We start from the raw sequence: 24,276 nt of genomic DNA on the forward strand, positions 1-24,276 counted from the left end.
AAAAACTGCAAATGATTTCTTTGATAAATCTTCCCTATTATTAAATACTTTTTTATGATTTGTCAAACATACAACTAGTTTTCTTTCGAAAAACCGAAAGCGATTTCTTATAATTTTGACATAATTCGACCTGATTTGCTACTTTTTCACTGCCATTCCTCCAATATATCATAGGTCTTTCGAACTAATTTAGCTCCATCTTGTATCATTTTATTGCAACCGTCTGTTTCAGGCTGTGTCGGTGAACCCGGCATGGCAAAGACTTCTCTTCCCTGTTCCAGTGCTTGATTCACCGTTATCAGACTTCCGCTTCTTTCCTTTGCTTCTACCACAAGCGTGCCAAACGTCAAACCACTAATAATCCGGTTTCTTTCAGGAAAATGGTGACGGCGCGGTGGAATGCCCGGTGGGTATTCTGAGACAACAAGCTGTGTTTCAGTTAATGCGCGGAACATGCTTATATTAGATTTAGGGTAAATATGTCGAAATCCTCCCCCGAGTATAGCAATCGTCTTTCCTCTGGAGCACAGTGCCAGACGATGGGCCATTGCATCTATTCCCATTGCCATCCCACTGACAATCACCCATCCTTCTTTGATTAAGGGTGTTAGAATATTATTCATTTTGGAGTAAGCATCGCTTGTAGGATTCCTGGTTCCGACTACACTTAATGAAGGGGCATGAGAAAGCAAATCGGAATCGCCGCATAAGTATAATACGATGGGACAATCCGGAATGTTTCGTAATAAAGCGGGATATGTGTTATCGAGGATAGTGACGGTATGGAAAGTATTCAAGTCTCTTCGTAATTGTGAGAAGACGCGAGAGGAATGGAGGTCTTGATAAATCATAGCCGTACGCTTGTCTGGAAGGGAAAAAAGCTTGCGGAAATCATCTATTGAATATTTATACAAATTATCGAGTGGAGGATCATCATGAAGCACCTTTCGGATCAATGGCCTTGTGACTCCCCGACATCGGTGTAAATGGAGTAATTTCATCCTGGTTTCTTTCACGAAAACCACCTCTTTTTAAAAAGCATGCTCAAGCGCAAAGCTTGAGCATGCATATTTATTAATGGGTTTTACATTTATCATGCAATCCTTTTTCCTTTAGAACGCTAATCAGCGTTTCTCCCATGACTGCAGGCGTTTCAGCAACCTGAATTCCGCAGTCGTTCATCACTTTGATTTTTTCATCTGCCGTTCCTTTTCCGCCGGAGATGATTGCTCCAGCGTGGCCCATTCTTTTTCCTGGAGGCGCGGTAGCACCGCCAATAAAGCCAACTACAGGCTTAGACATGTTAGCCTTTACCCATTCAGCAGCTTCTTCTTCCGCAGTTCCTCCGATTTCCCCAATCATCATGACTGCTTCAGTATCCGGGTCTTCATTAAAAGCTTTGAGCACATCGATAAAGTCTGTTCCATTTACAGGGTCACCGCCAATACCGACAGCAGTCGATTGTCCGAACCCTTGCTCCGATAATTGATGAACAGCTTCATATGTTAATGTGCCAGAACGGGAAACGACACCGATATGCCCTTTCTTATGGATATAACCAGGCATGATACCGATTTTGCATTCTTCCGGTGTAATAACTCCCGGGCAATTCGGGCCTACTAGTCTCGTATTCTTTCCTTCCATATAACGTTTTACCTTTACCATATCCATTACAGGAATGTGCTCGGTAATGCAAATAGCAAGATCTAACTCAGCGTCAACCGCTTCCATAATAGCATCTGCAGCAAACGGAGCAGGTACATAAATGACCGAAGCATTGGCACCTGTTTTTTCAACGGCTTCTTGTACTGTATCGAAAACCGGTACTCCCTCGACTTCCGTTCCGCCTTTTTTAGGAGTCACTCCGCCGACGATTTTAGTGCCGTAATCCAGCATTTGTTTTGTATGGAAAAGTGCTGTTGAGCCTGTAATACCCTGCACGATTACTTTGGTATCTTTGTTAACAAATACACTCATCTTCGTCCGTCCTTTCTGATATTTACTAACTTGTTCCAAACCTTCAACTTAGACAATAAATTGTTGATAGCTTCGGAACTGTCCTCTAGCACATTATTTAACTAATGAGACGATTTTCTCTGCTCCGTCAGCCATCGATTCTGCAGCAGTGATGTTCAGTCCGGAATCAGCGAGAATTTGCTTTCCTAAATCTACGTTGGTTCCTTCCAATCGAACTACAAGTGGAATTTCCAGCCCTACTTGCTTGGTTGCTTCTACAACACCTTCTGCGATGACATCACATTTCATAATACCTCCGAAGATATTGACCAGAATACCTTTAACGTTCGAATCAGATAAAATGATTTTAAAAGCTTCTGTTACTTTTTCGGCTGTTGCGCCGCCCCCTACATCAAGGAAGTTCGCCGGATCGCCGCCATAATGCTTGATGATATCCATCGTAGCCATAGCCAATCCAGCTCCGTTAACCATACAGCCTATGTTTCCATCAAGCGCAATATAGCTAAGATCATGTTTGGAAGCTTCGATCTCCTTTTCATCTTCTTCATCCAAATCACGGTACTCAGCCACATCCTTCTGGCGGAATACAGCGTTATCATCGAAGTTCAGTTTAGCATCCAATGCGAGAACATCTCCATCGCCAGTCGTTACGAGTGGATTGATTTCTGCAATCGAGCAATCTTTTTCTTCAAAAACAGTATAAAGTCCAAGCATAAATTTAACCGCTTTTGATAAATATTCTTTCGGAATGTTAATGTTGAACGCAAGCCGTCTTGCCTGGAATGGAGTCAAACCGACTACCGGATCAATAACTTCTTTAAAGATTTTTTCAGGAGTCTCAGCTGCTACTTCCTCGATTTCAGTACCACCCTCTTCTGAAGCCATCATAGTTACGCGGGAAGTTGCACGGTCCAGAACCAAACCGACATAGTATTCTTTTTTAATATCGCAGCCTTCTTCAATTAGTAACCGCTTAACTTCTTTGCCTTCAGGGCCTGTCTGGTGGGTAACCAAAGTCTTACCGAGAATCTCTTCGGCATATGTACGGACTTCATCCAGGTTTTTTGCAACCTTGACACCGCCTGCTTTCCCTCTTCCGCCTGCATGGATTTGGGCTTTTACCACGGACACATTGCTGCCAAGTGCCTTTGCGGCTTCAACTGCTTCATCTACCGTATAAGCAACACGGCCATCGGGCACTGCCACGCCGTATTTTCGCAATATTTCTTTGCCTTGATACTCGTGAATGTTCATCTTCCATCCTCCCATCAAAATTTCACTGCAAATCTATTGTATAAAAAAACGTCACAAATTGTCTACACATTACCATTACTTATCGATAGATTGCTTTCATATCAGCTTCATAGTTTCCGGTCTGCCCGGTATACAAAAGCAAAAACTTCCGCAACCGCCTGATACAATTCTTCAGGTATCGTTTCGTTGATATTCAACTCCGCCAGCAGCTCTACCAATGTCGAATCTTCTTGAATAGGTACATTGGCTGCTTCAGCTTTGGCAATAATATTGTCCGCAACATACCCTTTTCCAGAAGCTGTCACTTTTGGTGCGACAGCTTTGTCGCCCTCGTACCTTAACGCTGCAGCTTTTCTTTTTGGTGACTGACGATTCATATACGGAAATCCACTCCTTGTGTTCGATCCAATTCAGTTTGTGCAGCTTGAACTGGACTGCTGGTATCTGATTCTTCAAAAGCCTTCCATTGGACAGAAGTTAGATGATAATCCAATTTCTCCAGTCCTTCCTGTAGTTCAGGCTTCAATAAAGGGAAAAGGGTTTCCAACTGCTGATGCTCGTTAAATACAGTGATACGGACCATTCGTTTTTGAACTTGCATATCGATAACCGTTTCCTTCAATTTTTCCAACTCTAAATAAAAAACAATATGACAAAAATCAGGGTTTATTTTCCCTGTTTCATCCTTGTTTCCTTCAAAATCGATTTGAATATCATTTTTTATTCCGATATGGTCGCCGGGAAGCATTAAATTAACTTGAACAGTGTTAACTGTTTCTTGGTGATGGGTTAATTGTAGACCGTTTAAGTAATGAAGCAATCCATCAACCTTTTCAGTAAGCTTACTTCCGCTGTCGGAGAAGGATTGGAGCAGAATCGATTTCAATGTTTGTTCTTTTATCGACGTTTCAGCAATCTGATCTTTCAACAGATTGTGCTCATGGTTTATCCCTGAAAAATGGAAGACCTGTCCCAATTTTCTCAGAAAGTACTGCTTCGGATCTGAAAGCAGTAAAGTCTGTCCCTCTATAGAATCGGACAGTAATTGTAGCAGCACATTTGCTGAGGGCGTTGGAAGCTGCCGATCGATGACCTGCCTGACAGCATCTATATTTTCGCGATTAGGCACCTCATTGACGATAAGTTGACGAATAGCGTCCACATATTTTTGCGGCAAGTGTGTAGGAATGCTGGACAAAAAGTCACTTTTTAAAAGCTGTGTCTGCAATGAAGCCATTTTTTGTTTCTCTAATGGCGGCAATTCTCCTTTTACTTGGTTTTCTGCCAAGTCTGTCAATGATACCAAAAGCTCTTGAAAGGATTTTGAAAGCGTTAATTGCATTTGTTGCAGTTGATGAAGCTCCTTTATCAACTGATGGGACTCTTCTTGTATAGCCGGGGATGCATTCATCTGACCCGATGGTGACTGTGACAGTTTCCACGTGTTTTGCCAATCAGTATAGGAAGTGGAATCAGTTATCACTCCTGCTTTTTTCAAAATCTGAAACAGATTGGTATCGCCCCTTTCCCATTCTTCCTTTACTGCCGTTTGCAAAAGCTCCATCAGCGGTGCGTTCCTTTGATAGGTAAAACCATTCAACCGGTTTGTCAGCGCCTCTCGTGTTGCCGGAGCAACCGCCGACTTGTCAAGTAGGTCTTGGGTATCGGCCAGTAAGGCGCCGAACTGCTGATCCTTCTTTGCCTGTATCGCTTGTAGAGCAGAACTGGTCAGCGGAAGTTTACGGGAAATCATTTCGACAATAAGAGAACGTGCTTCAAGCTTGTTCGCCTGCCCTTCCATCAGTTGGAATGCCTGTAGGATAGTCTCCTTTTGAAAAGGTATCTTGTTACTTAACAGTTGACTTAGCAGCGCTGACCTGTCTTTTGTGCTTTTTATTCCCAATTCTTCCATTAAAGCGGAAATCCCCTGACCCGATTGATCGGAGGTCACTTTATTGGAAAGAATCTTAAGGCGAATCACCTCGCCAACCGTGGCAACTTGGAACCAATACTTTCCATTCACGGTCAAAGGGACTTCAAGCTGCGCTATTATTTGCTTACCGCCAAACTGAATGGATGCCTTTTGATCTGGATACAGTTTTACTACTTTGCCTGCAAGTATTTGGCCTGGCTTTACCTTGGCAGCTGTCTGAAATGTTTTCTGACTATGTAACGCACTAAACAATTTAGCAGCGGCTTGATTCAACGAAGGCATAACCTTTCCCCCTCACTCTATGATTTGCTCACGAACAGGTGAAAAACTCTTTCTATGGCAGGGCGCAGCGCCGTATGCTTTTAACGCTTCCAAGTGCGCCTTCGTGCCATACCCTTTATTAGATTTGAAATGATACATCGGGTATCGCTCATCCAACGATTCCATCATCCAATCTCTGGTTACCTTGGCAAGAATACTTGCTGCAGCAATCGAAATACTTTTTTGGTCCCCTTTTATAATAGCTTCGACTGTACTTGATACACCATCAAGTTGAACAGCATCAACGAGAATGTGATCTGGTTGAAAAGCAAGCTCATCCACTGCTTTGCGCATAGCGTGCTTGGAAGCTCGATAAATATTGAGCTGGTCGATTTCTCCGCTTTCAACGATACCAATACCATAAGCCTCTGCGTGTTGGATGATATAGTGGTAATATTCCTCCCGGGTCTGTTCGCTTAATTGTTTGGAGTCGTTTAAGCCAGGCAGGTAGAAAGATTCTCCCAAAATCACCGCCGCTGCAACAACAGGGCCTGCCAAGGGTCCCCTGCCAGCTTCATCTATGCCTGCTACCTTATTACCGAGCTGATAATGTTTTTTTTCATACACACTCATTTGTACAAAAAGCTCTTGTTGGATAGATTGCTTTTGTTTTCTTCTTTGATATCCCGCTATTAATTTATGTACTCCCTTACGATTATCTTTCTTCAACTCTTCAAGAAACGAATCAGATACTTGATCCGTGTCCAAGAGCTCCCTGATCTCAGGAATTCTCATATCCGATACCAATTTCCATTCCCCCATATCCTTTATATCGACTATATTTTCTGGTAGTGAAGCACGAAAGGCATCCACAATGACGGATGCCTTTTGCAAAACAGTTAATTTGAGTGGTACGCTTTGTGGTTCAACGTCTCTTATGCAGGCCCTTCTAAAGTCAACCTGCCCAACCGGCCAGAACGCAGATCCCGGATGATTACTTCTGCAGTTTTCTCAAAATTCACCCGTCCTCCACTTTCCAAACAGCCTCTGGAACCGCCGATTTTTTCAAAGATGATTCCCATGTCATTCTCCGCTTCTAATCCATATCGCTCCAGAAGCAGTGTCGGGTAAGCATCTTTTAAAAAGTCGATAATAAAAGCAGCGATATCTTCTTTCGGCAGCAACTGGTCTTTAATCGTTCCAATAGCGGCTAGACGAAAGCCTACCAGTTCATCTTCGAATTTTGGCCACAAAATTCCCGGTGTATCCAAAAGTTCGAAATCCTTCTTTACCTTTATCCACTGTTGACTGGTGGTCACACCAGGCCGATCTCCCGTCTTAGCTATTTTTCTGTTTACCAGCCGGTTAATTAAAGTTGATTTACCAACATTCGGAATACCTAGAATCATCGCTCTGGACGCCCGTGGTCTGACACCCTTTTTCATGAGCTTTTCCTGCTTTTCTTTGCCCATTTCTTTTGCAGCAGCAATGACTAGTTGCACATCTTGTTTGTTCTGTACATCCACTGCCACAGATTTGATTCCTTCAGCCTCGAATTGATCCATCCACAGACGTGTAATTGCCTGATCAGCTAAATCCTTTTTCATCAGTACGCGCATGCGCGGCTTATTTTGCAGCACCTCTTGCAGCATAGGATTTTGTGAAGAATCCGGCACCCGGGCATCAACCAATTCGATAACAAAATCCACTAACTTCAATTTTTCCTGCACTTCTCGTTTGGCCTTTGCCATATGTCCTGGAAACCATTGAATCGTCATAGTATCCCACCTATTCCTTACCGTCTTTAACAAGAAACAGCAAAGACGGTAACGTTCGATATATCATTAACATTGTTTTCACGTGTATAAACGGAAGCGGTCAAACGGCCAATATAATAACTGGACTTCTCCTACCAGTTGATCATAAGAAATCAATCCTAACAAACGACTGTCCGTTGAATTGCCCCGGTTGTCCCCAAGTACTAATAAATGATTTTCTGGCACTTCTTCATAGCCGCCCGGCAATTCTTCGAGACTGAAATCGACGGTATAATTCTGGTTGCCCTCCATCATTTGCTTTGCAGACTTTAAATATGGTTCTTCCACTGCTTCTCCATTTATATAAAGGGTGTCATTTTTTACCTCTACATGGTCACCCGGTATGCCAATCACCCGTTTTATATAGTCTTTCTGGGCTGTAGCATGGAATACAACGATATCGAATCTATCCGGATCGCCTACCAGATAATTTAATTTGTTTACAATCATATGATCTCCATTATGCAGTGTCGGCAGCATGGAAGGTCCATCTACTACTATAGGAGCAAATAGAAACATCCGCACAATAACCGCCAGTAGTCCGGCAATCAAAAGTGCCTTAATCCAATCCAGCCATTCATTCTTTTTTTTGGCCATTATCTTCCCTCCATAAAACAGCTTCATTCCAGAATTTTTTTAATCCGGCTTAAAGCAGTAATCGGTCGACAAGTGTCTTACATTACCCGATCGCCTATTTTTCAATGTCCGATTACTTTTCAGCAAACCAGTCTAATTACCTATTTTAAGTAGAAAAAAGGAGCTTGACTTTTCAAGCTCCTTTCCTGCATTCAAATTAGCGGATTTCTTTAATACGTGCAGCTTTACCACGCAGGTTGCGTAGATAGTAAAGTTTCGCACGACGTACTTTACCGCGGCGGCTCACTTCAATCTTATCAATGCGCGGAGAATGTACTGGAAAAGTACGTTCAACGCCTACGCCGTAAGAAATCTTACGAACAGTGAAAGTTTCGCTGATTCCGCCGTTTTGACGCTTAATAACAACGCCTTCGAAAACCTGGATACGTTCACGGTTTCCTTCCACGACTTTAACGTGGACTTTTACCGTATCACCAGGGCGAAAATCAGGATGATCAGTGCGAAGCTGTTCTCTTGTCACTTCTTCTAAAATATTTTGCATCCTGTTACACTCCTTCCAAACCAACGTTCTTAACTTAAGAATAAAGACAGCGGAACATTGTTTCTCCTGCTTAAACTTTCGTTTAAGCACAACAAATAATATACCATATTAGACCGTCTACTTCAACTATTTATTAATGATTCCCGGAAATAGATTTAACAATCAACTATTCCGTATATATTAGCTCAATTATTCGTCATTCAAGTCTTCCAGCCATTGTCGTTCTTTGTCTGTCAATGGAAAATCATCGAGCAAATCCCTGCGCCGTTGATAAGTCCGTTTCAACGATTGCAGACGCCTCCATTCCTCAATCTTGCCGTGGTTTCCCGATACTAGTACATCCGGCACTCGCATTCCTCGAAAATCAAGCGGTCTGGTATAATGAGGATGCTCGAGTAAGCCGGTGGAAAATGAATCCTCCGGTGCAGACGATTCATTACCGAGAACACCAGGAAGCAATCGGACCACACTGTCAATAACCACCATCGCACCCAATTCTCCACCTGTCAAGACGTAATCACCTATCGATATTTCATCGGTTGCGATATGTTCACGGATCCTTTCGTCATAACCCTCATAATGCCCGCAAATAAAAATCAGGTGTTCCTCGTTTGCGAGTTCCATCGCTTTTGACTGATTGTAAGGCTCCCCCTGAGGGCACATCAGTACAATACGTGGTTTCGCTTTTTTTTCTGAACAATCTGCTGACAAGTCTTCCACAGCATCGAACACGGGTTGAGGGGTGAGAACCATTCCGGCACCACCCCCGTATGGATAGTCATCCACCTTTTTATGCTTATTTTGCGAATATTCACGGAAATTAACCAATCGATATTGAAATGCTCCGGTGTCCTGCGCTTTTTTTAAGATCGAATGGTTCATAACCCCGTCAAACATCTCGGGGAACAGCGTCAGTATATCTATTTTCATTGGTCAAGCAGTCCCTCCATCGGCTCTATGGTTACCCGCTTTTGATCGACCTCAATGGTTTTAACAATTTCCTCTATGTAGGGAATCAATAAATCCTTTTCGCCTTTTCTACTTGTTACCCATACATCATTGGCACCTGGTGATAATATCTCTTTGATCTTTCCCAGGAATTCTCCATTCGTCGTATAAACTTCACAGCCAATGATTTCGTGGTAATAAAATTCGCCTTCTTCCAAGGGAGCCAACTGTTCTCCCCTTACTTGAAGCACGCCATTTTTTAAATCCTCCGCATCGTTAAGGGTATCATAACCGGAAAAGTGCAATAAATCAAAGTTCTTATGCCTGCGGTGACCATCAACAGTAAGGGCTATCGGGCTTCCTTGACCATCAGACCAGTATAACCTGCTACCGGTTTCAAATCGTTCATCAAAATCGGTAATCCGCACTACCTTTACCTCTCCCTTGATTCCATGGGTGTTTACAATTTTTCCAACATTGTACATTTCTTCGCTCATATATTCACCTGCTATGTAATTTGAATCACGATGCCATCTTTCACGATAATTGCTTTGTTATCGGAGATGTCATTCCAGTTAAATCCTTCTTCAACTTCAACAAGAGTTTCAACTTCTTCTTCTGTTATTTCACTGCCAATAGGCAGTATGTCCAACTGTTCCAATTGAAATTCTATCCACTTGATTTTGTCTTTGCGCTTTTTTATTTCCTGTTGGAACCGTTTGGCTACTTCATGTTTGGAAACTCCTTTTTTATTTTGTAGTTTCCTCTGTTCAAATTGCAGTTGTTGACACTCTTGTTCAAGCTGCTGTTTATTTTGGTTAAACTGTTCCACCAGGCTTTCCTTGCTTCTCTCCGTGATTACCTGCTTGACAGGAATTTTCCGAATTATTTTCAATAACAGCCCCTGCCTTTCCTCCATACTTCCCAAGTCATATTTCTGGTTCGAAAAGGATTACTGGTCGTACCTGTTGAAAGACCAATTAAAAGCTGTCCCCGAGACCAGGCTGATTCTAGAGAGGCAGGTAAAAAGGATGACAACTTTTATGAATTTGGAAAAAAGGGAAAGGTTCCCCCTTCCCCTTTTCACATGATATCCAAATAGATTCGCTTTGTTTCATCCGATCCGGCAGCATAAACGACCGTTCGAACGGCTTTTGCGATTCGTCCGTTTTTCCCGATTACTTTTCCGACATCATCCTGATTGACAGTTAAATGGTAAGTCAATCTCTCATCGTCTTCTTTGACTGTCACCTGGACATCTTCCGGATAATCGACCAACGGAGCCACCATCGTTTCGATTAAGGCTTTCATGATATCACTCTACTTTACTTTTGGTTTTTCGTATCGTGGAATTTCGTCATGATGCCTTCTTTTGAGAAAAGGTTACGTACTGTATCACTAGGCTTAGCACCTTTAGTCATCCAGTCAAGCGCCTTATCTTCATCTAGTTTTACTTCAACCGGGTTGGCTACCGGATTGTAAGTGCCAATTTGTTCAATAAAACGTCCGTCACGAGGAGAACGTGAATCAGCTACTACTACACGATAAAATGGATTTCTTTTTGAACCCATACGCTTTAAACGAATTTTAACAGCCATGTCTTGCACCTCCATCATTTATATTGCTTATCACAAGTTTAGATTCTATCAGATGTTCATTTGTCTGTAAAGTGTTTTTCCATTACATGAACGGAAATTTCATTCCTTTTCCTTTTTTCCCTTTTTGCATATTGGTCATCTGCTTCATCATTTTCTTCATTTCTTCAAATTGTTTGAGCAGACGGTTGACTTCCGAGACCGATCTTCCGGCACCTTTTGCAATCCGCTTCTTTCGGCTGGCGTTCATTACCCCAGGATCCTGCCGTTCCTGTTTTGTCATGGATTGGATGATCGCTTCGACATGGGCAAGTTGTTTTTCATCGAATTGAACATTCTTTAAACCCTTCATTTTATTCGCCCCGGGAAGCATACCGATTAAGTCTTCCAATGGTCCCATATTTCGGACCTGTCCCATTTGCTCCAGGAAGTCATCAAATGTAAAGGATGCAGACCGCATTTTTTCTTCCAATTCCTTGGCTTTGTTCTCATCCACTGTGTCTTGTGCTTTTTCTATCAGCGAAAGAACGTCGCCCATACCCAGGATTCTAGAAGCCATCCGTTCAGGATGAAATGCTTCCAACTCATCCAGTTTTTCTCCCATCCCGGCAAATTTAATCGGTTTGTCCGTAACGGCTTTGATCGATAACGCAGCACCGCCTCGTGTGTCGCCATCCAACTTCGTCAATACTACACCAGTAACATCAAGCTGCTCATTGAAGCTTTCTGCAACATTGACAGCATCTTGTCCTGTCATCGCGTCAACAACCAAGAAGATTTCATCCGGTTTTACGTTGGACTTGATTTGATCCAATTCATCCATTAGTTCATTATCAACATGCAAACGGCCTGCCGTATCAATGATAACGTAATCCTGATGTTCCGCTTTTGCTTGCTCGATAGCCTGATTGGCAATATCGACTGGATTTGCATCTGTGCCCAAGGAGAACACCGGCATGCTCAATTGCTTACCCAATGTTTCCAACTGGTCAATCGCAGCCGGTCGATAAACGTCTGCTGCCACCAAAAGTGGATTCCGATTATATTTTTTACGAAGTAAGTTCGCAAGCTTCCCAGTGGTAGTCGTTTTACCTGCACCCTGAAGACCAACCATCATAATCACAGTTGGCGGACGGTCGGCTACTGCTATTTTACTTTGCTCGCCGCCCATCAGCTCCGTCAGTTCATCTCTGACTACTTTAATCACCTGCTGGCCGGGCGTCAGACTTTCCATGACTTCTTGCCCGACTGCACGTTCTTTAATACGTTTGACAAAGTCTTTCACGACTTTGAAGTTGACGTCTGCTTCCAATAAAGCAAGCCGTACTTCTCTTGTCATTTCCTTTACATCCTGCTCGGTGACTTTCCCTTTTCCCTTAATACGCTGGATTGTCCCTTGCAGGCGTTCGGCCAAGCCTTCAAATGCCATAGAAGGAGCCCCCTTAATCTAATTCTTTAAGTGAAGTAACCAATTCTCTTAAAGTAGTTAACTGATTTCCTTTCAGCGCTTGTTCCAGCTGCTCCAGCAACTGTGTGCGCTCTGTGAATTTCTTATACAAATGGAGCTTATCCTCATAAGCTTCCAGCATCGATTCCGTACGTCGGATATTATCGTAGACGGCTTGTCGTGAAACATCGAACGTTTCGGAAATCTCACCGAGTGAATAATCCTCCAAATAGTACAGTTCCATGTAGTTTCGCTGTTTCGGTGTCAGCAATTCCTGATAAAAGTCAAATAGAAAATTAACTCTGGTCGTTTTTTCCAGCAAAGCGAGCACTCCTTGTTAAGTGAAATGCCTTTACAATGAAATACTACCTAACATTCTTAGGTCGTGTCAAGATGTTTCCTCTTCCAGCATATCTGCAAACAATCCATAAACAAAGGCATGTGCATCGAAGGTCTGTAAATCAGTGACTTTCTCTCCTAAGCCGACATACTTTACTGGTATCTGTAATTCATTTCGAATAGCGAGTACAATGCCACCTTTTGCCGTACCATCCAACTTGGTCAATACGATTCCTGACACATCCGTCGCTTCGGAAAAGGTTTTTGCCTGGCTCATGGCATTCTGACCTGTGGTTGCGTCGAGGACAAGCAGTACCTCTTGCGGGCCGTCTGGAACCTCCCGGGAAATGACTTTTTTCACTTTGGCAAGTTCATTCATCAAATTGACTTTGTTCTGCAAACGTCCAGCCGTATCACACAATAAAACATCTGCCCCTCTGGATCTCGCTGCCTGGATGCCATCGTAAACTACTGCAGCCGGGTCACTGCCAGCGTTATGCTTGATAACATCAACACCAGCTCTTTCCCCCCAGACTTCCAACTGCTCAATCGCTCCTGCACGGAAGGTATCACCGGCTGCCATGATTACCTTTTTCCCTTCCTGCTTCAACTGGTGAGCCATTTTTCCTATGGTCGTTGTTTTTCCGACACCATTGACCCCGACAAATAATATGACAGACAATCCTTCTTCATTCAATTGCAGTTTTGCCGTGTCTCCGTCCTTCTCCCCATAATAGATTTCGACCAGCTTTTCGGATATGACTTCCTTCATTTCTCGACTATCTTTAATGTTTTTTCGTTTCACTTCCATTTTCAATTCATCGATAAGATCCATTACAGCTGTTACGCCGACATCTGCCGATATCAAGATTTCTTCCAGGTCCTCAAAAAAGTCCTCATCCACCTTACGATAACGGGCAACTAAGTCATTTATTTTGCTGGAAAAAGAGCCTCTCGTCTTGGAAAGCCCTTCTTTATACGTTTCAGGCTGTGCCTCTTGTTGATCAGCAGTATCACCGCTGAATTTTTCTTTCAATTTTTTAAAAAAGCTCATAATACCTTCCTTTCTGGTGCATTTATGCTTTTACTAATGCAGGCGCATCTTCCAGCCGAACCGATACAAGACGGGAAACTCCCGACTCCTGCATGGTTACCCCATATAATACGTCCGCTTCCTCCATTGTACCCTTTCTGTGGGTAATCACAATAAATTGTGTTTTTTCGCTAAACTCCTTTAAATACCTGGCAAACCTGCTGACATTGGCATCATCCAGAGCAGCCTCCACTTCATCCAGTACACAGAACGGAACCGGACGGACACGCAAAATGGCGAATAACAGCGCGATCGCTGTCAAAGCTCGTTCTCCTCCTGAAAGCAATCCTAAGTGCTGTAATTTCTTACCTGGTGGCCTTGCGATGATATCGACACCTGTTTCCAGCATGTTTTCGGGATTCGTTAATTTCAATTCTGCACTTCCGCCTCCGAACAAGGCAGAAAACACAATAGAAAATTCTTCCTTGATTTGCGTGAATGTTGTTTCAAATCTCCTGACCATCTCCCCATCCATCTCGGAAATGACGCCGAAAAGCGTATCCTTCGCCTGCACCAAATCCATCTGCTGTTCTGTGAGAAATTCATATCGTTCGCTGATCCGCTCATATTCATCAATTGCACCAAGATTGACAGTACCAAGTTCTTCGATAGAACGTTTTATTAACTTCACCGACTGTTTTGCCTGATCGATATCCTCTGCCTTTTCATAATCTTGAGCCGCTTTTTCATAACTAAGTGCGTACTCATTTTGCAGATGGTTCAGCCGGTTTTCCAATTCAACATCGAACCTGGCTGCTTTTAGCTCTTTATCCTGCAAGTCCTGAGCAAGCGACTGATGGATCCGATTTTTCTCTTTTATTTCCCGTTCTTGATCACCAGCCTTTTCCGTTCTTCTTAGACGTTCCTGACGCCGTACTTGAATTAATTCAGCAACTTTATCCTTTTGTTTTTGTTTCTCTTCAAGCTGCGCGTCAATTTCCTCTTCTGTTTCACGGTTGTTTTGAAAATCGAACATTTGCTCCAATTGTTGCTTATTTTCTCGGTAAGCCTGTTTTGTCTCTTCGAGTTGCTGTTTTAGTGTCTCGCATTTTTCTTTTTGACTGTTCACATTGGCATCCTGTTCAGCCATGGATATTTGCAGTCGTTGATGTCTCTCTTGCAATTTCTCCTGGTTTTCCTGATAATCGGATTGCCTACGATTACAGTCATCGATTTCACCTTGGATATCCTTCAATGTTTTTTCTAACTCGTTCAATTCCTCTTCCAATTTCGCATTCCGCTGCTTCAAGTCGAAAAGATCTGTTTCATATTGATTAGTATCTTGATCGTATAATTTTAAGTTTTCATTATAATGAGCAACATTTACTTCCGTTTCTTTCATGGCGGTTCGTGTTTCTTGTTCTAGTTGCTGTGCAGCTCTTATTGCCTCACGCTGTTTTTCCATTGCTTGTTCCAACTCTTCGTTTGCTTGTTTCCTTGACCTGACCTTCTGTTCAAATTCCAGTGCTTTTTGCTGAAATTCGCTTAGTTTCTCTGTCACTTCCTGCAGATCTTTTTCACGGGAAAACAAGGATTGACCCGATTTTTTCTTCGCTCCGCCAGTCATCGACCCACCAGGGTTAATAATGTCTCCCTCCAACGTCACGACTCGGAACTTCCGATGCAAACGTACAGCGATTTCGTTTGCAGCCTTCAAGTTGTCAGCAATCACAACATTTCCCAATAGACTTTCCGCTATTCCCTTGTGTCTTTGCTGGAAAGAAACGAGCTCCGCCCCTACACCAACAAAACCTTGGTGATCTTTCACTCCCGCTAACAAATCGCTGGGAATGTATTTCGATTTAATGGCTGTTATCGGCAAAAAGGTCGCACGGCCTTTGTTATGCTTTTTTAGCCAGTTAATCGCAGCTCTCGCTTTGGATTCATCTTCCATAACAATATGCTGAGCTTGACCTCCAAGCGCTGTTTCGACTGCCGGAATCAACTTGGCTGGAACATCGATCAACTCAATCACCGCTCCGTCGATTCCCGTCAACTCTTTATCTTCTCTAGCCTTCAGTACTTCTTTAACTCCATGAAAAAAACCTTGATATCCTTCCTTCATATCTTCGAGCATTTCTTTTTTTGACTTTAACTTTTCAATGTATTGATATCCTTGATAAAGTTTTGTCTGTAATTCCTGATATGCTGCATTGTCCGCCTCCAAGGTTTTTCTCTGTTTTTCGTAAGTCTGTTCAGCCGCCAGACGGTTTTCAGTCCTCTCTTCCAGTTCCACCTGCAAATCAGCTAACTTATTCTCCAGCTTTTCTCTTTCATTGATCAGGCCCTTGAATTTATCCTGTTGATTGTCCTTTTTCAGGTTGAGTTGCTCCAACTGCCTTGCGATGGACTGACGTTCATTTCGTTTTGCTGCCTGTTCATTCAATTTTTCAATATAGTCACTTTTTAATTCTTCGATTTGTTCCTCTATGTTCTGCTTCGAGGTGGTCAGCAATTCTGCAGTCTGCTTCAGACTTTTGTTAGTTTCACGTCTTTCGACTTCCAGCCGGGATAACTTCTCCTGTTCCTCCGCCAAACCGTTTTCCAGCTTGGCCATCCGTGTTTGCAGCTGGTCATTTTCTTCCTCTAATTTCGATTTGTTATCCTCAAAGTGCTTGAAGCGCTCATTACTCAATTCTTTTTTACCCTGTAAATTTTCAAGCTGTTTTGTCAAATCCAACAGGGATTCCTGCAACCCTTCAATAGACTCATCCAGCGCCTGAATTTGGCTGCGTCCTTCTTCCAAATCAGCCTGTTTCTGTTGAATACTTGTTTGAAGTGCGACCTCTTTCTCTTTTTGCTCTTCTATTTCCGCCAATATGGCTTTCCATTTTCCATGCATCTCTTCAATCTCAGCAATCAAAAGGGCGATCTCGACTTTTTTCAAGTCGTCTTTCTTTTGCAAGTAATCTTTCGCAACCGCCGCTTGTTCTTTCAATGGTTCAAGCTGACCATCGATTTCATAAATGATATCTTCAATACGGTTAAGGTTTTCCTGGGTTTCAGCCAGCTTGTATTCGGCCTTTTTCTTTCTTTGCTTATACTTAAGTACACCTGCAGCCTCTTCAAAAATCGATCTTCTTTCTTCAGGTTTCGAACTGAGAATCTCTTCGACTTTTCCCTGGCTTATAATCGAAAAAGCTTCTCTTCCAAGCCCTGAATCCATAAATAGGTCAATGATATCCTTTAATCGACAAGTCTGTTTATTGATTAAAAATTCACTTTCTCCAGAACGGTAAACCCTTCTGGTAACACTGACTTCCTGGTAATCAAGCGGCAACGCCTGGTCACTGTTATCTAATGTCAGGGTTACTTCAGCTATATTCAATGCTTTCCGTGAATCGCTCCCCTGAAAGATGATATCTTCCATCTTTGAACCACGCAGGGACTTGGCAGACTGTTCACCAAGCACCCATCGAATCGCATCTGTAATATTACTTTTCCCACTGCCGTTAGGGCCGACAACCGCTGTTACACCTGGTACAAAATCAACGGAAACCCGTTCGGCGAAAGATTTAAATCCTACTGTATCTAATCGTTTTAGAAACATATTCATTCTCCTAATTCGCTGATTAACTGTTTCTTTATCGAAATTTTGCAGACAGCTCAGCCTGCAAAAAATTATGTAAATAATTCAAGATAAGTTTGCATTTCAACTTATTTATTTTATCATAAAGAGTAGAGTCATAGAAGGAATCATAAAATATTGAGGAGTGTTAATGTGAGTTTGCAGGAACCGTCGAGGGAAAACTTGGCAATTATTATCGATAACATGGCGAGAAAGCTACAGGTGGTGAACCGATCGATCATGAATCCGGAAGATTATGATATAGAAAAATACCAAGAGTTGAAATCATTACATGATATGCTGGAACAGAAAGGTCAGTTAAGCGTAGCAGAGACCCAGGCATTTATTCAAGAATTGGCCGACCATCGTAAGTAACCATAAAACAAAAGGAGGCTGTGCTTGTTCAATAATCAAGCGCATGCCTCCTTTTATTTAGCCTGCCTCATAGCTGTCAAGCGCTTTTTTTGCAGCACGTTGTTCAGCTTCTTTTTTTGTCCTGCCGATACCTGTTCCAGCTACTGTTCCCTGTATGCATACCTCGGCAACGAATTCACGGTTATGAGCCGGCCCGCGCTCCTCCGTGATGGCATAGTCGATGCTTCCATTCTTACTTCGTTGAACCAATTCCTGCAGCTGACTCTTATAATCCATCGCATGCGAAAAAGCACCTTTTGTAATCTTCGGATAGACATACTTTTCCAGAAAGTTGATGGAAACGTCAAATCCCTGGTCAAGATACAATGCGCCAATAAAAGCTTCAAAAACGTCTGCCAGTAGTGCCGGTCTGTTACGGCCACCGGTCATTTCTTCCCCTTTTCCAAGCAATACATATGGGGAAAAATTCAAATCATTCGCAAAGCTTACCAACGAGGGCTCACAAACGATAGACGCCCTGAATTTTGTGAGTTCTCCTTCTTCCATTTCCGGGTACTCGCGATACAAATATTGAGACACACCGAGTTCTAACACCGCGTCTCCTAAAAACTCTAATCGCTCATTATCCCGGTAGTCTTTTTTTCGATGCTCATTCACATAAGATGAATGGGTAAATGCTTGTTGTAAAAGCTTTTCATCATTAAAATTGATATCAAGCTGTTTCTGCAGCTTCGAAAAATCCATGTCGACACCTCCCCTTCGGGATAAATATGGAGAAAGCCCCGCTAATGCGCGGGACTTTCTGTGCTGCCATTTCCATAAACAACATATTGCTGTCTAGCTAAATAAATAAGTACTATTTATTATTGAATGCTGTTTATGTAATTAACAGCATCACCTACTGTTTCAATTTTTTCTGCTTCTTCATCAGAAATCTCCATGTCGAATTCGTCTTCTAATTCCATTACCAATTCAACAACATCTAATGAATCAGCTTCCAAATCATCTTTAAAGGAAGCTTCCATTGTTACTTTTGATTCTTCCACATCCAGACGATCTACTACGATTTTCTTAACACGCTCGAATGTTTCTGCCATTTCATTCACCCCCTTTCAAAGTAAACAATAAAGTATTACATCACCATACCGCCATCCACATGGATAGTTTGACCGGTAATATAATTGGCATCTTGAGAAGCAAGAAAACGTACAACTTTCGCTACGTCTTCTCCTTTCCCCAATTTAGCCAGCGGAATAAGTTCTTGCATCCCTTGTCTTTGTTCATCTGTCAATTGATCAGTCATATCCGTTTCAATAAAACCGGGCGCAATCGCATTTACCAATATGTTTCTGGAAGCAAGTTCCTTAGCAGTGGATTTTGTCATTCCGATGACTCCAGCCTTCGCTGCCACGTAATTCGCTTGACCTGGATTGCCGCTTACTCCAACAACAGAAGCAATATTGATAATCCGACCACTCTTTTGCTTCATCATCTGGCGGGTGACGCCTTTTGTGCAAAGGAAGACCCCTTTCAAATTTGTGTCAATTACCTGATCGAATTCCTCTTCTTTCATTCTCATCAATAGATTATCTCTCGTAATGCCAGCGTTATTCACAAGGATATCTAGACTGCCAAAGGAATCGATCACGTGTTTGATCATTTGCTTAACATCCGTTTCATCTGCAACATTAGCCTTTACCTTGATAGCTTCCCCCCCAAGCGACTCGATTTCCTTTACTACTTCTTGGGCTTTCGCTTCGTTTCCTGCAAAATTAACAGCAACTTTTGCTCCTTGACTCGCAAGTTCCAACGCAATAGCCTTACCTATTCCTCTGGAAGCACCTGTCACTAATGCAGTTTTCCCTCTCAGCATGTTTAAGATTCCTCCTTATACCATTCAACAAATGCCTGAAGCGATTCCGTATCCTGCACGGAAAAAGTTTTCATGCGTCTGTGAATTTTTTTTATGAGTCCAGTCAATACTTTGCCATTCCCTACCTCGACAATGGCATCAAGCTCTTTATCCAGCATCGCTTCAATGATTTCCTGAAACCTTACCGGCGAATACAATTGCCGGACCAACAATTCTGAAATCTGTTCACGTTCCGTCACCGGTGCTGCCGTTACATTGGCATAGACAGGTAGTTTGGTGTCAGTTAGATTAGTTTTTTGTAATTCTTCAGCAAACTTTTCTGCCGCAGGCTTCATCAAACGAGAATGAAAGGGACCGCTGACATTAAGCGGGAGGACCCTTTTGCCCCCATTCTCTTTCAGTTTTTCTCCTGCTGCTTCAATCCCCTGTTTCGTACCGGATATTACCAATTGACCAGGACAGTTGAAATTGGCAGCATCTACTACTTCTCCTGTTTCCTCATTAACAGAATCCAGCACGGTCTGGATTGTCTCCATTTCACCGCCTAGCACGGCTGCCATGGCCCCTTTCCCAGCAGGATAAGCCTTTTCCATCAGCCTTCCGCGTAACCGGACAAGCGGCAGCGCTTCTTCCAAGCTAATCGCCCCTGCTGATACAAGTGCACTGTATTCTCCCAAACTGTGGCCGGCTGTCATCACCGGTTCCACACCCTTTTCCTTTAAAACGGCTGCAGTGGCTGCACTCGTCAACAGTAGAGCCGGTTGTGCGTTTTCCGTGTTGGTCAATGTTTCCTGGGGGCCATCGAACATAAGCGAAGTCAAATCGCCATCCAGTTGTTGGTCTGCATGTCGGAAAAGTTGTCTTACCGTATCAAAATTATCGAACAGATCTTTTCCCATTCCGACTTCCTGCGAACCTTGTCCAGGAAAAACAAAAGCAACGCGTTTCATGTTATTCCTCCTCTTCCAAATGCATTTCTTTTATCGTTTTTTCAATCGTCTCGGTAACATTTAACTCAACCATATTGCGCGCCTGTTTTACAGCATTATAGATAGCCCTCTTGTTGGAAGAACCATGGGCCTTGATGACCGGGGCAGCCAATCCAAATAAGCCTGCACCCCCATATTCCGAATAATCCAGCTTATCCTTCAATTCTCTCAATTCCTGTTTCACCAAACCGGCTGCCAATTTGGACTTCCAGTTTGACATAAATGTTTGTTTCAGCATGGAAAACATGGTCAGCGCAGTACCTTCAATCGTTTTTAATGCGATGTTCCCATTAAACCCGTCCGTTACCACGACATCCGCAGCACCTTCGAGTAAATCCCTAGCTTCTACATTCCCTACAAAATGAATCGGCGCTTTTGTTAGTTCCGCAAAAGCCCGTTTCGTCAAGTCATTTCCTTTTCCATCCTCTGTCCCGACATTCAGAAGACCGACACGGGGGTTGTCCACCTTTCGAACTTTTTCGGTATAAACAGCTCCCATGATCGCGTATTGGACTAGATGATGAGGTTTTGCATCGACATTCGCTCCGACGTCAAGCAATAAAAAACCACTGCCATCCTTCGTAGGCAATGTCGGACTTAAGGCTGGACGATCGATTCCTTCCATCCGCCCTACCACAAATAAACCGGCACTCATCAACGCTCCTGTATTCCCTGCTGATATACAAGCATCTGCTCTTCGTTGTTTTACTTCCTCCGCCATTAATACCATAGAGGAATTTTTCTTACGCCTTACTGCCCGGACAGGTTCATCTTCTCCGGTAATCATGTCCGTTGTATGTATCACATTGATTCTTTGTATGTCTTTTAGGAGGGGGGATATTTTTGCCTCATCACCTATCAAAGTCACTTCCATATCCTGCCACTCTTTTACAGCCTCGATTGCTCCGGCAACAATTTCATCCGGGGCATGGTCGCCCCCCATTGCATCAATTGCTATTTTCATTGCTTGACTCTCCTTTATGATGATGGGAACGGAACATCAGGAATTCTCCAGAAAACACTTTTTCGTTTTCAACAAAACTGTTGACCTTCACTACTGTTCTCCCTTTGGCATCACTTCCACTCACAGTTGCTTTGGAAATCACCCGTTCTCCCTGCTTCACCTGTCTGGTAAATTTGATTTCCGCTTTCGCTGTAAGGGCCAATTCATCATTAATTACAGCGACCGCCAGGGAATTTGCCTGCGCAAACAAATGATGCCCCCTGGCAATCCGGTTTCTGGAAAAAACATGTTCGCTTCCGATATCCATTATCGAAATTGCCCGCTCATCCAGCTCCAAATCGATGACTTCTCCGATCACCTCGTCAAGAGGCAGAGCCTTCACGGTTTCATTCCATTGAGTGGAAGCGACCGTTTTAATCCTTTCACGTAGTTCAGGTATCGACATTTCCATCCTGTCGAGTCGGATGGTTTGGATACTGACTGCAAATTTTTTTGCCAGTTCTTCATCCGTTATGAAAGGCGTGTCTTCTATTGTATGTTTCAACAGCTGTTGCCTTTCCTTCTTCGTTCGCTTCATCTCTCCACCGTCCAAATTAAGACTAGGTACTAATAGTAATATATAATACCAAATATGAATATGCAAGCATAAATCATGTGGATAAATAGGTTAGTCGAGCGTTTCTCCCATCACGATATTATCGTGATAAACATGCATGGCAAGTTGTTTAAATTGCGGATCTTTATCGAGTGATCCTGCCTCCAGAATGTGCTGCGCATCCATTCTTGCTGTTTCTAAAGCCCGGTAGTCATGAACCATATCAGCGACTCTGAATTCAGGCATTCCACTTTGCTTTTTGCCAAAGAAGTCACCAGGACCACGTAGCTTCAGATCCTCTTCAGACAATTCAAAGCCGTTTGCTGTTTCGGTCATGATTTTCATTCGCTCTTTCCCAACCTCTCCTTTTGGATCGGCCACTAAAATACAATAGCTCTGGGCTTCCCCCCTGCCAACACGCCCCCTTAACTGGTGAAGCTGGGAAAGCCCAAACCTTTCGGCATCATAAATGACCATTACACTCGCGTTAGGCACATTGACTCCTACTTCTACTACCGTCGTGGAGACCAATACTTGTATATCATTGGCAGCAAAATCCCGCATAACCTCTTCCTTTTCATCGGAAGAAAGCCTTCCATGCATCAATCCGACACTAGTTTTGGGAGCGTAGAATTCTTTTAACTGCTCATAAAGCTCAACGGCATTTTGAATGTCCAGTTTGTCGGACTCTTCTATCAATGGACAAATGACATATGCCTGGTGGCCATTGTCCACTTCTTTTTGGATAAACTGCAAGACCCTGTCCAGCATGTTTTCTTTTACCCAATAAGTTTCAACTTGCTTTCTTCCCGAAGGCATCTCGTCGATAACGGATACATCCATGTCACCAAAAGCTGTTATTGCTAAAGTCCGAGGTATAGGTGTAGCGGTCATAAACAAAACATCCGGATGAAGCCCTTTATCCCTCAACACACGCCTTTGTTCCACTCCAAAACGGTGTTGTTCATCGACAATCACAAGCCCAAGGTCCTGAAAGAGAACTTCGTCTTGGATCAAAGCATGCGTACCGATAATGATATCTGCCTCTTTTTCAGCAATTTCCTGCAGGATTTGCTTTCTTCTTTTCCCTTTGACAGAGCCAGTCAGCAACACTACAGTAGCATGATCGGCAAACAGTTCTGTCAATGACTGAAAATGCTGCTCAGCCAGAATTTCTGTTGGCACCATTAATGCTCCCTGCTTCCGGGCCGTAATTGCAGCATACAAGGCAATGGCAGCAACAGCCGTTTTTCCCGAACCCACATCACCCTGTAACAACCGATTCATTCGGTAAGGGGAATGCAGGTCTGTCAAAATTTCTTTTAACGAGCGCAATTGTGCAGCAGTGAGCCGAAAAGGAAGTTTTTCAACAAATTCATCCACAGCTTGTTTTTCATACTCCAGACTATTCCCATGAGTAGATTCTCGCTTACGCTTTCTGAGCAACTGCATTTTTAACTGAAACAGCAGAAATTCTTCATAAGTAAACCGTCTTCGAGCATGTTTCAACATCTGATGGTTATCAGGAAAATGCATTTGCTTGGCAGCTTCCAAACGACCCGGCAATTTATATGCCGATAAATACTCCTGTGGTAAAATTTCCTGAAGACTATCCTGAAATTGAGATAATGCTGTGCTGACAGCTTTTTTAATCTGAAGGTTGGTAACATCGCTCTTTAGAGCATAGACTGGTTGTATTTTCGCATCGCTTTTTGCTCTGCCCTTCTTGTAATTACTGACCGTGATCTGTAAGCGATGTTGATCCCACTTGCCTGTAACCGTCACGATATCTCCGATCTGCAATTGTTTTTTTGCAAAAGAACGATTGAACATAACAGCTTTGACTGTCACATATTCCACTTGCAAGTTAAAAGAAAGACGCGACTTTTTTTTTCCATAAAAAGCAAGGGAAGGTTCACTGATCACCTCTCCCTCGATAGTTACCTTATCATTGTGCAATAGTTCACTTAATGGTTTGATTTCATACACATCATAACGAGCAGGAAAATAAAACAGCAAGTCTTCTACCGTATGAATTCCTAAGCTATTCAACCCCTGCTCTAACTTTTCTCCGATTCCTTTCACATTTATTACCGGGTCATTCAACAAG

Annotated in this window: 26 protein-coding genes; 1 reads left to right on the forward strand and 25 read right to left on the reverse strand. The window is 43.0% G+C overall.

Annotated elements, in window-relative coordinates; genetic code table 11:
* Positions 1-146: 146 nt before the first annotated feature.
* The 18 genes from dprA to smc all read right to left on the reverse strand — a co-directional run bounded on the left by dprA (position 147) and on the right by smc (position 17,352).
* On the reverse strand, positions 147-1,016 hold the full coding sequence (dprA, locus tag BLR82_RS02300) for a DNA-processing protein DprA (protein WP_074597385.1): 870 nt from the start codon (positions 1,014-1,016) through the stop codon (positions 147-149).
* Positions 1,017-1,074: 58 nt separating this feature from the next.
* Complete coding sequence (gene sucD, locus BLR82_RS02305) at positions 1,075-1,977, reverse strand: succinate--CoA ligase subunit alpha (protein ID WP_074597386.1); 903 nt, start codon at positions 1,975-1,977, stop codon at positions 1,075-1,077.
* Positions 1,978-2,070: 93 nt separating this feature from the next.
* Positions 2,071-3,231 (reverse strand): ADP-forming succinate--CoA ligase subunit beta, encoded by a 1,161-nt coding sequence (sucC, locus tag BLR82_RS02310; protein WP_074597387.1) that lies wholly within the window; start codon positions 3,229-3,231, stop codon positions 2,071-2,073.
* Positions 3,232-3,338: 107 nt separating this feature from the next.
* A complete protein-coding gene (locus BLR82_RS02315) occupies positions 3,339-3,608 on the reverse strand; it encodes an EscU/YscU/HrcU family type III secretion system export apparatus switch protein (RefSeq protein WP_074597388.1) in 270 nt (89 codons plus the stop codon).
* A complete protein-coding gene (locus tag BLR82_RS02320; RefSeq protein ID WP_074597389.1) occupies positions 3,605-5,446 on the reverse strand; it encodes a hypothetical protein in 1,842 nt (613 codons plus the stop codon). The genes BLR82_RS02315 and BLR82_RS02320 overlap by 4 nt, the downstream gene beginning before the upstream one ends.
* 12 nt (positions 5,447-5,458) lie before the next feature.
* Positions 5,459-6,232 (reverse strand): ribonuclease HII, encoded by a 774-nt coding sequence (locus BLR82_RS02325; RefSeq protein WP_245693630.1) that lies wholly within the window; start codon positions 6,230-6,232, stop codon positions 5,459-5,461.
* Between the two features lie 128 nt (positions 6,233-6,360).
* The gene (gene ylqF / locus BLR82_RS02330; RefSeq protein WP_074597390.1) at positions 6,361-7,203 is read right to left on the reverse strand and encodes a ribosome biogenesis GTPase YlqF; all 843 of its coding nucleotides are present in this window, start codon (positions 7,201-7,203) and stop codon (positions 6,361-6,363) included.
* Positions 7,204-7,281: 78 nt separating this feature from the next.
* A complete protein-coding gene (gene lepB / locus BLR82_RS02335; RefSeq protein ID WP_074597391.1) occupies positions 7,282-7,839 on the reverse strand; it encodes a signal peptidase I in 558 nt (185 codons plus the stop codon).
* Positions 7,840-8,035: 196 nt separating this feature from the next.
* Positions 8,036-8,380, reverse strand: a complete 345-nt coding sequence (gene rplS / locus BLR82_RS02340; protein ID WP_074597392.1) for a 50S ribosomal protein L19 — start codon at positions 8,378-8,380, stop codon at positions 8,036-8,038.
* A gap of 189 nt (positions 8,381-8,569) precedes the next feature.
* Positions 8,570-9,310 (reverse strand): tRNA (guanosine(37)-N1)-methyltransferase TrmD, encoded by a 741-nt coding sequence (gene trmD / locus BLR82_RS02345; protein WP_074597393.1) that lies wholly within the window; start codon positions 9,308-9,310, stop codon positions 8,570-8,572.
* A complete protein-coding gene (gene rimM, locus BLR82_RS02350; RefSeq protein WP_074597394.1) occupies positions 9,307-9,825 on the reverse strand; it encodes a ribosome maturation factor RimM in 519 nt (172 codons plus the stop codon). Before rimM ends, trmD begins: the two co-directional genes overlap by 4 nt.
* An 11-nt stretch (positions 9,826-9,836) precedes the next feature.
* Positions 9,837-10,223, reverse strand: a complete 387-nt coding sequence (locus tag BLR82_RS02355) for a YlqD family protein (RefSeq protein WP_074598241.1) — start codon at positions 10,221-10,223, stop codon at positions 9,837-9,839.
* Positions 10,224-10,411: 188 nt separating this feature from the next.
* Positions 10,412-10,639, reverse strand: a complete 228-nt coding sequence (locus tag BLR82_RS02360; RefSeq protein WP_074597395.1) for a KH domain-containing protein — start codon at positions 10,637-10,639, stop codon at positions 10,412-10,414.
* Between the two features lie 14 nt (positions 10,640-10,653).
* Positions 10,654-10,926 carry a 30S ribosomal protein S16 gene (gene rpsP / locus BLR82_RS02365; protein WP_074597396.1) on the reverse strand — a complete coding sequence of 91 codons (273 nt, stop codon included), beginning with the start codon at positions 10,924-10,926 and terminating at the stop codon, positions 10,654-10,656.
* A gap of 82 nt (positions 10,927-11,008) precedes the next feature.
* A complete protein-coding gene (gene ffh / locus BLR82_RS02370) occupies positions 11,009-12,352 on the reverse strand; it encodes a signal recognition particle protein (protein ID WP_074597397.1) in 1,344 nt (447 codons plus the stop codon).
* Between the two features lie 13 nt (positions 12,353-12,365).
* On the reverse strand, positions 12,366-12,692 hold the full coding sequence (locus tag BLR82_RS02375; protein ID WP_074597398.1) for a putative DNA-binding protein: 327 nt from the start codon (positions 12,690-12,692) through the stop codon (positions 12,366-12,368).
* Between the two features lie 66 nt (positions 12,693-12,758).
* Entirely contained in the window at positions 12,759-13,763 is a 1,005-nt protein-coding gene (ftsY, locus tag BLR82_RS02380) for a signal recognition particle-docking protein FtsY (RefSeq protein WP_074597399.1), read from the reverse strand.
* A gap of 22 nt (positions 13,764-13,785) precedes the next feature.
* Positions 13,786-17,352: a chromosome segregation protein SMC gene (smc, locus tag BLR82_RS02385; protein ID WP_074597400.1), complete on the reverse strand. Its 3,567-nt coding sequence runs from the start codon at positions 17,350-17,352 to the stop codon at positions 13,786-13,788.
* A gap of 171 nt (positions 17,353-17,523) precedes the next feature.
* Between smc and BLR82_RS02390 the strand changes: the two genes are divergently transcribed.
* Complete coding sequence (locus tag BLR82_RS02390) at positions 17,524-17,745, forward strand: DUF1128 domain-containing protein (protein WP_074597401.1); 222 nt, start codon at positions 17,524-17,526, stop codon at positions 17,743-17,745.
* Between the two features lie 57 nt (positions 17,746-17,802).
* On the opposite strand, the gene rnc is transcribed toward BLR82_RS02390, so the two are convergent.
* The 7 genes from rnc to recG all read right to left on the reverse strand — a co-directional run bounded on the left by rnc (position 17,803) and on the right by recG (position 24,275).
* Positions 17,803-18,489, reverse strand: coding sequence for a ribonuclease III (gene rnc, locus BLR82_RS02395; RefSeq protein ID WP_074597402.1), 687 nt, complete (start codon positions 18,487-18,489; stop codon positions 17,803-17,805).
* Between the two features lie 119 nt (positions 18,490-18,608).
* Complete coding sequence (gene acpP / locus BLR82_RS02400; protein WP_074597403.1) at positions 18,609-18,842, reverse strand: acyl carrier protein; 234 nt, start codon at positions 18,840-18,842, stop codon at positions 18,609-18,611.
* Positions 18,843-18,877: 35 nt separating this feature from the next.
* Positions 18,878-19,618 carry a 3-oxoacyl-[acyl-carrier-protein] reductase gene (gene fabG / locus BLR82_RS02405; RefSeq protein ID WP_074597404.1) on the reverse strand — a complete coding sequence of 247 codons (741 nt, stop codon included), beginning with the start codon at positions 19,616-19,618 and terminating at the stop codon, positions 18,878-18,880.
* 2 nt (positions 19,619-19,620) lie between these two features.
* Complete coding sequence (gene fabD, locus BLR82_RS02410) at positions 19,621-20,568, reverse strand: ACP S-malonyltransferase (protein WP_074597405.1); 948 nt, start codon at positions 20,566-20,568, stop codon at positions 19,621-19,623.
* A 1-nt stretch (position 20,569) separates the two neighbouring features.
* Positions 20,570-21,571, reverse strand: coding sequence for a phosphate acyltransferase PlsX (plsX, locus tag BLR82_RS02415; protein WP_074597406.1), 1,002 nt, complete (start codon positions 21,569-21,571; stop codon positions 20,570-20,572).
* Complete coding sequence (gene fapR, locus BLR82_RS02420) at positions 21,555-22,148, reverse strand: transcription factor FapR (RefSeq protein WP_074597407.1); 594 nt, start codon at positions 22,146-22,148, stop codon at positions 21,555-21,557. The genes plsX and fapR overlap by 17 nt, the downstream gene beginning before the upstream one ends.
* 90 nt (positions 22,149-22,238) lie before the next feature.
* A complete protein-coding gene (gene recG, locus BLR82_RS02425; RefSeq protein ID WP_074597408.1) occupies positions 22,239-24,275 on the reverse strand; it encodes an ATP-dependent DNA helicase RecG in 2,037 nt (678 codons plus the stop codon).
* Position 24,276: the final 1 nt, after the last annotated feature.

This window comes from Sediminibacillus halophilus, assembly GCF_900103695.1.
Taxonomy (GTDB): Bacteria; Bacillota; Bacilli; order Bacillales; family Amphibacillaceae; genus Sediminibacillus; species Sediminibacillus halophilus.

What these genes read in the sequence shown, in the direction of transcription:
- trmD (WP_074597393.1), bottom strand. Translation starts at nt 9,310, where the DNA reads ATGAAAATAGATATACTGACGCTGTTCCCCGAGATGTTTGACGGGGTT.
- BLR82_RS02320 (WP_074597389.1), bottom strand. Translation starts at nt 5,446, where the DNA reads ATGCCTTCGTTGAATCAAGCCGCTGCTAAATTGTTTAGTGCGTTACAT.
- fabG (WP_074597404.1), bottom strand. Translation starts at nt 19,618, where the DNA reads ATGCTGAGAGGGAAAACTGCATTAGTGACAGGTGCTTCCAGAGGAATA.
- acpP (WP_074597403.1), bottom strand. Translation starts at nt 18,842, where the DNA reads ATGGCAGAAACATTCGAGCGTGTTAAGAAAATCGTAGTAGATCGTCTG.
- sucC (WP_074597387.1), bottom strand. Translation starts at nt 3,231, where the DNA reads ATGAACATTCACGAGTATCAAGGCAAAGAAATATTGCGAAAATACGGC.
- BLR82_RS02360 (WP_074597395.1), bottom strand. Translation starts at nt 10,639, where the DNA reads ATGAAAGCCTTAATCGAAACGATGGTGGCTCCGTTGGTCGATTATCCG.
- fabD (WP_074597405.1), bottom strand. Translation starts at nt 20,568, where the DNA reads ATGAAACGCGTTGCTTTTGTTTTTCCTGGACAAGGTTCGCAGGAAGTC.
- rnc (WP_074597402.1), bottom strand. Translation starts at nt 18,489, where the DNA reads ATGGATTTTTCGAAGCTGCAGAAACAGCTTGATATCAATTTTAATGAT.
- rimM (WP_074597394.1), bottom strand. Translation starts at nt 9,825, where the DNA reads ATGAGCGAAGAAATGTACAATGTTGGAAAAATTGTAAACACCCATGGA.
- BLR82_RS02315 (WP_074597388.1), bottom strand. Translation starts at nt 3,608, where the DNA reads ATGAATCGTCAGTCACCAAAAAGAAAAGCTGCAGCGTTAAGGTACGAG.
- smc (WP_074597400.1), bottom strand. Translation starts at nt 17,352, where the DNA reads ATGTTTCTAAAACGATTAGATACAGTAGGATTTAAATCTTTCGCCGAA.
- sucD (WP_074597386.1), bottom strand. Translation starts at nt 1,977, where the DNA reads ATGAGTGTATTTGTTAACAAAGATACCAAAGTAATCGTGCAGGGTATT.
- rpsP (WP_074597396.1), bottom strand. Translation starts at nt 10,926, where the DNA reads ATGGCTGTTAAAATTCGTTTAAAGCGTATGGGTTCAAAAAGAAATCCA.
- ffh (WP_074597397.1), bottom strand. Translation starts at nt 12,352, where the DNA reads ATGGCATTTGAAGGCTTGGCCGAACGCCTGCAAGGGACAATCCAGCGT.
- lepB (WP_074597391.1), bottom strand. Translation starts at nt 7,839, where the DNA reads ATGGCCAAAAAAAAGAATGAATGGCTGGATTGGATTAAGGCACTTTTG.
- ylqF (WP_074597390.1), bottom strand. Translation starts at nt 7,203, where the DNA reads ATGACGATTCAATGGTTTCCAGGACATATGGCAAAGGCCAAACGAGAA.
- rplS (WP_074597392.1), bottom strand. Translation starts at nt 8,380, where the DNA reads ATGCAAAATATTTTAGAAGAAGTGACAAGAGAACAGCTTCGCACTGAT.
- fapR (WP_074597407.1), bottom strand. Translation starts at nt 22,148, where the DNA reads ATGAAGCGAACGAAGAAGGAAAGGCAACAGCTGTTGAAACATACAATA.
- plsX (WP_074597406.1), bottom strand. Translation starts at nt 21,571, where the DNA reads ATGAAAATAGCAATTGATGCAATGGGGGGCGACCATGCCCCGGATGAA.
- ftsY (WP_074597399.1), bottom strand. Translation starts at nt 13,763, where the DNA reads ATGAGCTTTTTTAAAAAATTGAAAGAAAAATTCAGCGGTGATACTGCT.